Below are 5838 nucleotides of genomic sequence, written 5' to 3'. Positions count from 1 at the left end.
CCTCATGTGAGGGCACCCGGCACCGTCGCACCATCTGCTCAGCCGCCGCTCGAAAGCGGCACCGTCACTTCTTCGGGATCCAGGACTCCCAGACGTCCTTGTTCTCCTTGACCCACTTCTTGGCCGCTTCCTCGCCGCTCATCTTGTCCTTGGCGATGGACATGGCGACCTCGTTCTGCTGCTCGGTCGTCCACTTGAAGTTCTTCAGGAACTTCGAGGCGTCGCCGCCGTCCTTGGCGAAGTCGGCGTTGAAGTACTTCTGCAGCGGGGTGTTGGCGTAGCCGCACGCGGTCTTGGTCTCGGGCTCGTTGCAGCCCTCCTCGAACTTGGGCAGCTTCACCTCGACCATGTCCATGTCGGCGTTCGCCCACAGCGGCTCCCACCAGTAGGTGATGAACGGCTGCTTGTCCGCGTACTTGCGCTGGATCTCCTTGATCTGCACCGCCTCGCTGCCGGTGTCCTTGATCTTGTAGTTCAGCTTGAGGTTCTTGATCAGGTACTGGTCGTACGTGGTGTACGAGGGGGCGGCGCCGATGAACTCGCCCTTGCCGCCGCTACGGTCGCTCTTGAAGTCCTTGGCGAACTTGTTGAGGTTCTTGTAGTCGAGGATCTCGGGGTGCTTGTCCGCGTAGTACTTGGGGACGAACCAGCCGATGTGGCCGGTGACGCCCAGGTCGCCGCCCTTGACGACCGTCTTCTTCTGGTCGATGTAGAGCTTCTGCTTCTTGGGCTGGCCGTCCCAGTCCTCCAGGATCGCGTCGGCCTTGCCGTTGTTCAGGGCGTCCCAGGCGATCGGCTCGTCGAGCTGCTTGAGGTCGACCTTCTTGACGCCGACCTCGTCCTCGAGGAGCACCTTGGCGACCTCGGCGTTGGCGCGCGCGCCGACCCACGAGGGCACCGTGAGGGTGACCTCGTCGGAGCTGCCGGAGGACTTGGTGTCGGCGGCGCCACAGGCGCTGAGCGCCACCATGGACGCCACGCCGACACCGGCAAGGACTGAAGTGCGTATCCGCTTGCTGTAGTTCACGAGATTGTTCCCTTACGTAGCAGGAGAGCGGGGCCCGAGAGCGTACGTCAGTACGTCAGCGCAGTGCGCGTTCCTTGACGTCGGCGCCGGGCTGGGAGATCCGGTCGAGGAGCAGACCGAGGCAGACGATCGCGATACCGGACGTCAGACCGAGGCCGAGGTCGCCCTTGGTGAGGCCCCTGATCACGTCCACACCGAGCGCGCCGCCGCCGATGATGCCGCCGATGACGACCATGGAGAGGACCAGGACGACGCCCTGGTTGAGGGCGACGAGCAGCGCGGGCCTGGCCAGCGGAAGCTGGACCTGCCGGAGCTGCTGGCCGGTGGAGGCGCCCAGCGAGCGGGCCGCCTCCAGGGCCGAGGGGTCGATCTGGCGGACGCCCTGGGCCGTGATGCGGATGACGGCGGGCAGCGCGTAGATGACGGCGGCCACCGCACCGGCGGAGGGGCCACTGCCGAACAGCCCGACCATCGGGATGAGATAGATGAACGCCGGCAGGGTCTGCATGGTGTCGAGCACCGGCCGGATCATCCGGTCCACCCAGTCGACCCGGGCCGCGACCACACCGACGGCGAAGCCCATGATCAGCGTGACCACGAGGGCCGCGAGGACCTGCGAGAGGGTGTCCATCGAGTTGTTCCACAGACCCATCGCGCCGATCGCACCGAGCGCGAGCACGGCGGTGACCGCCGCGCGCCAGCGTCCCGCGAGGTAGGCGAGGACACCGGAGACCAGGAGCACCGCCCACCACGGGGTGGCGAGCAGGGCGTCGAACAGCGGGTTGATGACCCAGCGGGTGAAGCCGCTCGCCCAGGTCAGGGTGCCGCCGAGGACCGGTACGCCGGAGCCGAGCTCGCGCTCGATCCAGGCGAAGACGTCGTTGATCGGCGTGGAAATGGAGACGACCCAGTTCTCCGGCCATTCGGTGCGGCCGATCGCCTGGCCGAGTACGGCGGCGCCCGCCACCACGGCGGCCATGACGACCCACAGGACGCGCGTCGCGACGGAGCTGCGCGCGGGTCCCGCGTCGTCGACGCGTTCGCCGAACGCCGCCGTCGTGCGGTCCAGCCAGATGGCGATCAGGACGATCGCGATGCCGGCCGGTGCGGCGAGGCCCACGTCGAGGGTGGAGATCGCGGTGAAGATCGGGTCGCCCAGACCGCCGGCGCCGACCACGGTGGCGAGCACGACCATCGAGAGACACATCATGATCGTCTGGTTGAGGCCGAGCAGCATCGGCTTGCGGGCCAGCGGCAGGCGGGCCGTCCACAGCCGCTGCCAGGCGCTGGCGCCGAGCGACTGGGAGGCCTCAAGAGCCGCCGCGTCGGCGCCGCGCAGGCCGAGCGAGGTGAGCCTGGCCATCGGCGGGGCGGCGTAGATGACGGTCGCCATGAAGACGGCCGGGGTGCCGACGTCGAACATCAACACGAAGGGCAGCAGGTACGAGAAGGCCGGCAGCACCTGCATGGTGTCGAAGACCGGCCGCAGGATGCGCTCGGCACGGTCCGAGAGCCCGGCCGCGAGGCCGAGAAGGACACCCACGAGCCCCGCGACGGCCACACAGACCACCATCAGGGCGAGGGTCTCCATCGCCTCTTCCCACACGTCGAGCAGGCCGATCACGGCGAAGGTGCCGAAGGCGACGCCCGCGAGGCTCAGCGCGCGGCGGCGCACGTTCGCCCCGCCCGCGTACCAGGAGATGAGCACGGCGGCGACGGTCACACCGATGAAGCCGAGGCCTTCGAGACCGCTGAGCACACCGTCCACCGCGGACTGCGAGGTGTTGCTGATGTGCAACAGGAAGTACAGGAAGATCGGGTGGGTGTCGCGGTTCTCCGCCATCCACGTGTTGACGTCGTCGAGCGGCGAGCGCACGTCGAAGGTCAGGTCGGAGGGCCAGGCGCCGTTAGCGGTGACGGCCGCCGAGACGACCGCGACGAGGACCGCGGCGAGCAGCAGGATCGCCTTGGGGTTGCGCAGGAGGCCTGCCAGCGGCCCGGGGCCTTCGGCGGGAGGGCCCGGCGGGGAGACGCCGTCCTTCTTTTCGAGGACGGTGGTCGGGGCGGCACTCATACAGCTGCCACCTCTTTGCCCTGGGGATCACTGTCGAGGCCCGCGACCACGGCGAGCAGCTGCTCGTGGTCGACGATGCCGATGGTGCGTCCGCCGTCCACGACGCGGCAGTACGCACCGCTGCGGGCCACGGCCTCGATCGCGTCGACGACCAGCGTGTCCGGGCCGATCGCGGCACCGGACTCGGCCTCGTCGCCCTGGGCGGGGCGCATGGCGCGGCGCACGGAGATGACCTGCTCGCGCGACACGTCCTGGACGAAGTCGCGGACGTAGTCGTCGGCCGGGTTGGCGACGATGTCCTCGGGGGTGCCGAGCTGCACGATGGCGCCGTCCCGCATCAGCATGATGCGGTCGCCCAGGCGCAGCGCCTCGCTCAGGTCGTGGGTGATGAAGACCATCGTGCGGCCCTCTTCGCGGTGCAGGCGGATGACTTCTTCCTGCATGTCGCGGCGGATCAGCGGGTCGAGCGCGCTGAACGGCTCGTCGAAGAGGAGGACTTCGGGGTCGACGGCGAGGGCGCGGGCCAGGCCCACGCGCTGCTGCTGGCCGCCGGAGAGCTGGGTGGGACGGCGGTCCTCCAGGCCTTCGAGGCCGACCTTGGCGACGACCTCCATGGCCTTGGCGCGGCGCTCGGCCTTGCCGACGCCCTGGATCTCCAGGCCGTACGCGACGTTGTCGAGGACGGTGCGGTGCGGAAGGAGGCCGAAGTTCTGGAAGACCATCGCGGCCTTGTGGCGGCGCAGTTCACGCAGCTGGTTCTTGTCCATGGCGAGGACGTCCTGGCTGTCCATGGATATGGATCCGCTGGTCGGCTCTATGAGCCGGGTCAGGGTCCGCACCAGCGTGGACTTGCCGGAGCCGGAGAGCCCCATGACGACGAAGACCTCGCCGCGCTGGACGTCGAAGCTGACGTCCCGCACGGCCGCCGTGCAGCCGGTGCGCTCGCGCAGCTCGACGGCGGAGAGACCCGCGTACTCCTCGTTGCCGGGGATGCTCTTGGCCTTGGGCCCGAAGACCTTCCACAGGTCCCGCACGGTGAAGGCGGGTACCGCCTCCTCGGAGGCCGGCGTCTCGGGGACAGGCGTCTTGTCAGTGGTGGTGGTCATCGGACATCACTCCCGGTCAGCAGTTCCGCGCACTTTTCCCCGACCATGAGCACTCCGATCATCGGGTTCACGGCAGGCATCGTCGGGAAGACGGATGCGTCCGCGATTCGGATTCCCTCGAGGCCCCGGATCCGCAGTTCCGGGTCGACTACGGCAAGTTCATCAGCGGAAGCGCCCATTCGGCAGGTTCCCGCAGGGTGGTAGACGGTGTGCGCGGCCTTGCGCACGAGTTCGCTGATCTCAGCGTCCTCGGTCACCTCAGGTCCGGGGAAGACCTCGCGCTTGAGCCACTTGGCGAAGGGCTCGGCCCGTGCGACCTTGCGGGCCAGCTTGATGCCGTCGACCAGCGTCTGCCCGTCGTAGTCATCTTCGTCCTCGAAGTACTTGAAGTCGAGGGCGGGCTTGACCTCCGGGTCGGCGGACGTCAGGTAGACGCGGCCACGCGCACGGGACTTGGTGATGTTCGGCGTCATGGAGACCCCGTGCTCCGGGCGTTCGTAGCCCAGGCGCTCCGGATTGTCCGTGAACGGGATCTGGTAGAAGTGGAACATCAGGTCAGGGCCCTTGTGGTCCGGGTCCCGCTTCACGAACAGGCCCGCGTCGGAGTCCATCGCGGAGTTGCCGGGGATCGGCCCGTTGGTCTCCCAGACGATGACCGACTCGGGGTGGTCGATGAGGTTCTCGCCGACGCCCGGCAGGTCGTGCGTGACGGGGATGCCGAGGGCCTGGAGGTCCTTGGCGGGGCCGATGCCGGAGTGCATGAGCAGCCGGGGCGTGTCGACGGCGCCCGCGCAGACGAGCACCTCGCGGCGGGCGGTGAGCAGCTTCTCCTCGCCGTCCTTCGTACGGATGTGCACGCCGCGCGCGGCCTTGCCCGCGAGCTCCAGCTTGGTGGCCCAGGTCTCCAGGAAGAGGTGGAGGTTCGGGCGGTCACCGGCCTCCATGTGGGGGTGGAGGTAGGCGACGGACGCGGAGGAGCGCTTGTTGTTCTCCGGGTGGTACGAGAGGTCGAAGAAGCCGACGCCCTCGTCGAAGGGCTTGTCGTTGAAGCCGATGACCTCGGGGATGCCCAGTGCGTCCTGCGCGGCCTCGACCCAGTCGGTGGCGATCTGGTTCTGGTCCTTCTTGGCGACGCGCACGATGTTGTTGCGCAGCTTGCCGAAGAAGGGGTCCATCGCGGCGGCGCCCCAGCCGGTGGCGCCCGCCTCTTCCCACTCGTCCCAGTCGGAGGGCAGCGGCTTGAACGAGATCAGGGTGTTGTGCGACGAGCAGCCGCCGAGGACCTTGGCGCGGCTGTGCAGGATGTGCGAGTTGCCGCGCGGCTGCTCGGTGGTCGTGTAGCCGTAGTCGAGTTCGCCGCCGAGGAGGCCCAGCCAGCGGCGCAGCGTGAGGACGTCCTCGCGGTCGATGTCGCTGGGGCCGCCCTCGATGACGGCGACGGTGACGTCCGGGTCCTCGGTGAGGCGGGATGCGATCACCGACCCTGCGGTGCCGCCGCCGACGATGACGTAGTCGTACTCGGTGGTCTCAGCCATGCGTGCTGCTCCTCTTCCTGCGAGGCGTGGTGCCAAGGTGCTTGCGCGTATAGAGCGGGGGGTGCTCGGACGTTCGGACATACATACGTGCGCGGG

General features: G+C 68.5%; 4 protein-coding genes. All 4 read right to left on the bottom strand.

Features of this window, described 5'->3' with window-relative positions; all coding sequences use genetic code 11:
* Nucleotides 1-64: 64 nt before the first annotated feature.
* The 4 genes from ACFUPX_RS43875 to ACFUPX_RS43860 are packed head-to-tail and all read right to left on the bottom strand — an operon-like array spanning nt 65 to nt 5742.
* Nucleotides 65-1027 (bottom strand): glycine betaine ABC transporter substrate-binding protein, encoded by a 963-nt coding sequence (locus tag ACFUPX_RS43875; RefSeq protein ID WP_383335323.1) that lies wholly within the window; start codon nt 1025-1027, stop codon nt 65-67.
* A 55-nt stretch (nt 1028-1082) separates the two neighbouring features.
* Nucleotides 1083-3101: an ABC transporter permease gene (locus ACFUPX_RS43870; RefSeq protein ID WP_383335321.1), complete on the bottom strand. Its 2019-nt coding sequence runs from the start codon at nt 3099-3101 to the stop codon at nt 1083-1085.
* Nucleotides 3098-4207: a glycine betaine/L-proline ABC transporter ATP-binding protein gene (locus tag ACFUPX_RS43865; RefSeq protein WP_383335319.1), complete on the bottom strand. Its 1110-nt coding sequence runs from the start codon at nt 4205-4207 to the stop codon at nt 3098-3100. Before ACFUPX_RS43865 ends, ACFUPX_RS43870 begins: the two co-directional genes overlap by 4 nt.
* On the bottom strand, nt 4204-5742 hold the full coding sequence (locus tag ACFUPX_RS43860) for a GMC family oxidoreductase (RefSeq protein WP_383335317.1): 1539 nt from the start codon (nt 5740-5742) through the stop codon (nt 4204-4206). Before ACFUPX_RS43860 ends, ACFUPX_RS43865 begins: the two co-directional genes overlap by 4 nt.
* Nucleotides 5743-5838: the final 96 nt, after the last annotated feature.

The organism is Streptomyces sp. NPDC057302, from assembly GCF_042667685.1.
GTDB lineage: Bacteria > Actinomycetota > Actinomycetes > Streptomycetales > Streptomycetaceae > Streptomyces.
Note: the sequence above shows the minus strand (reverse complement) of the source record. Positions and strands in the feature narration are given on the sequence as shown.